At 47.2% G+C, this 2,732-nt stretch carries 3 protein-coding genes; all 3 read left to right on the top strand.

Annotated features, from left to right (window positions below; translation table 11 throughout):
* Positions 1–14: 14 nt before the first annotated feature.
* A complete protein-coding gene (locus tag A3761_RS15795; RefSeq protein WP_068511229.1) occupies positions 15–1,034 on the top strand; it encodes an ArsJ-associated glyceraldehyde-3-phosphate dehydrogenase in 1,020 nt (339 codons plus the stop codon).
* Positions 1,035–1,051: 17 nt separating this feature from the next.
* Entirely contained in the window at positions 1,052–2,278 is a 1,227-nt protein-coding gene (gene arsJ / locus A3761_RS15790; RefSeq protein WP_068739645.1) for an organoarsenical effux MFS transporter ArsJ, read from the top strand.
* Positions 2,279–2,342: 64 nt separating this feature from the next.
* The coding region (locus tag A3761_RS15785; RefSeq protein WP_197473068.1) for a thioredoxin domain-containing protein at positions 2,343–2,732 on the top strand (390 nt) is incomplete at its 3' end.

The raw sequence follows: 2,732 nt of genomic DNA, 5'->3' as shown, positions 1-2,732 counted from the left end.
AGGGATAAATCACTATGACCATCAAAGTAGGCATTAACGGCTTTGGCCGTATGGGTAGACTCTCACTCAGAGCTGCATTCGATTGGAAGGAGATCGAATTTGTTCAGATTAATGACCCGGCTGGCGACGCTGCTACACTCTCGCATCTGTTAAATTTTGACTCCGTACACGGTATTTGGGCTCATCAAGCAAGTAGTGAAGGTTCAAGCATACTTATCGGTGAGCATACGATTCCTTGCACACAAAATAAGACGATCTCTGAAACCGATTGGTCAGGCTGCGATATTGTTATCGAAGCGTCCGGCAAAATGAAGAGCAAGCAGGTACTTCAGGCCTATCTCGATCAGGGTGTGAAGCGCGTTGTCGTGACCGCTCCGGTCAAAGAAGAGGGTGTACTAAATATTGTGATGGGTGTGAACGATGACCTGTATGACCCAGAGGTCTACCCGATTATTACTGCTGCATCATGCACAACAAACTGCCTGGCGCCGGTGGTTAAAGTGATCCATGAAAGTCTAGGTATTAAACATGGCTCAATGACAACTATTCACGATATTACCAATACCCAGACCATTCTCGATGCGCCCCATAAGGATCTGCGACGTGCACGAGCCTGTGGTATGAGCCTGATTCCAACCACCACCGGTTCAGCTACGGCGATCACTCATATCTTTCCAGAGTTAAAAGGTAAGTTAAACGGTCATGCGGTACGTGTTCCATTAGCCAATGCATCGATCACTGACTGTGTATTCGAACTAGAAAAAGAAAGCTCGGTAGAAGAAGTGAACGCTCTATTAAAAAGTGCTTCTGAAGAAGCACTACAAGGCATACTCGGTTACGAAGAGCGGCCACTGGTTTCTATCGATTACAAAACCGATCCTCGTTCAGCCATCATTGATGCGCCTTCAACTATGCTGGTTAACGGCACTCAACTTAAGCTTTATGTGTGGTATGACAATGAATGGGGCTATGCCAATCGAACAGCTGAGCTGGTTCGTAAAGTCGGCCTCATCGACCAGAAAATTAATCACTAAGGCCATATTTGAAAACCATGAATATCAATAAACTCTCACCAGAAATTAAGCAATACCTGGTCGTAACAGGTAACTATTGGGCTTTCACGCTCACCGATGGCGCTTTGAGGATGTTAGTCGTATTGCACTTTCATGGCTTGGGTTACAGCCCGCTCGAAATTGCCATGCTGTTCTTGTTTTACGAGATCTTTGGTGTCATCACCAACCTTTTTGGTGGCTGGTTGGGCGCACATTTGGGGCTCAACAAAACCATGAATATTGGTCTGGCTCTGCAGGTGCTCGCATTGGCAATGCTGCTCGTTCCTGCCACTTTGCTCACAGTGCCTTGGGTCATGGCTGCTCAGGCTCTCTCAGGCATTGCTAAAGACCTGAACAAGATGAGTGCGAAAAGCTCGATCAAGCTGCTGGTTCCAAAAGATGCGCAAACTACACTGTATAAGTGGGTGGCAATTCTAACCGGATCTAAGAATGCCTTGAAAGGTGTCGGCTTCTTTTTAGGCGGCGCTTTACTGGCCACTCTCGGTTTTCAAGGTGCCGTTCTTGCTATGGCGCTAAGCTTGTTTGTGGTTTGGCTGGGTAGCATGTTTGCCTTAAAACAAGACTTAGGCAAGGCAAAGAACAAACCGAAGTTCACTGAAATATTTTCTAAAAGTCGGGCAATCAACGCCCTCTCAGCAGCTCGCTTATTTCTGTTTGGTGCCAGAGATGTTTGGTTCGTGGTTGCCTTGCCCGTTTATCTAGCGAGCGAGTTCGGCTGGAACCATTGGTCTGTAGGAGGCTTTCTTGCAAGCTGGGTAATCGCCTATGGTTTAGTGCAGTCCTTTGCCCCCAAGATTACGCAAAGCTCGACCAAGCGCGCCCCCGATGGCCATAGCGCGCTCGGCTGGGCGCTGCCTCTAATGCTGATACCCGCGGGCATCGCACTAGCCTTATCGAGCTCGCTTTCAGCACAGCTGGTGATCGTAATAGGTTTACTCGCCTTCGGCGCCCTGTTTGCTATAAATTCTTCTTTGCACAGCTACCTGATTGTGAGTTACGCCAGTGACGATGGCGTATCCTTAGATGTGGGTTTCTACTATATGGCCAATGCCATGGGCAGGCTAGTTAGCACCGTACTATCAGGTTGGATTTTCCAGTCTTATGGCCTTGAAGCATGTTTATGGGTATCGAGTACATTTATCGCCCTTTCGGCGACCATTTCACTTGCTCTTCCCAAACATAAAACGAACACAGTAAACACTTAAGCTTGAGCCTACGGTTCATGACTGTAAACTAGACCGCTTTCTTATTTGAACGGCCACAATTGTTATGAAAATGAATACCCGTGTTACGCTTATTTGTCTCTTGTTATCTCTGCCTTTGACTTGGTATACCTATCAACAAGATCAGAACTCCAAAGAAAGCCCGCAAAGCGACGAGCTCCTACAACAAGGAAGCATATATGAACGCCCTTACTCTCCGAGCTTTGGTCCTGCTGAGGCTAAAGTCACCATCGTTGAGTTTTTCGACCCAGCATGTGGTGCTTGCAGAGCTTTTTACCCTCTCGTAAAAGAGATTCAAGCAAGACATGAAAAGGATGTACGCATCGTACTTCGGTATGCAACCTTTCACCAAGGCTCTGAAGCTATCGTTAGAATGCTTGAAGCTGCGCGACTCCAAAACAAGTTCAAAGAGGTACTTGAAGCACTACTCATAGCC

This window comes from Oleiphilus sp. HI0123, from assembly GCF_001635315.1.
The sequence above is the reverse complement of the archived record's forward strand: the minus strand, read 5'-3'. Positions and strand labels throughout refer to the sequence as shown.

Excerpts from the sequence above, each read along its gene's own strand:
- A3761_RS15795 (WP_068511229.1), top strand. The coding sequence starts at position 15 with ATGACCATCAAAGTAGGCATTAACGGCTTTGGCCGTATGGGTAGACTC.
- arsJ (WP_068739645.1), top strand. The coding sequence starts at position 1,052 with ATGAATATCAATAAACTCTCACCAGAAATTAAGCAATACCTGGTCGTA.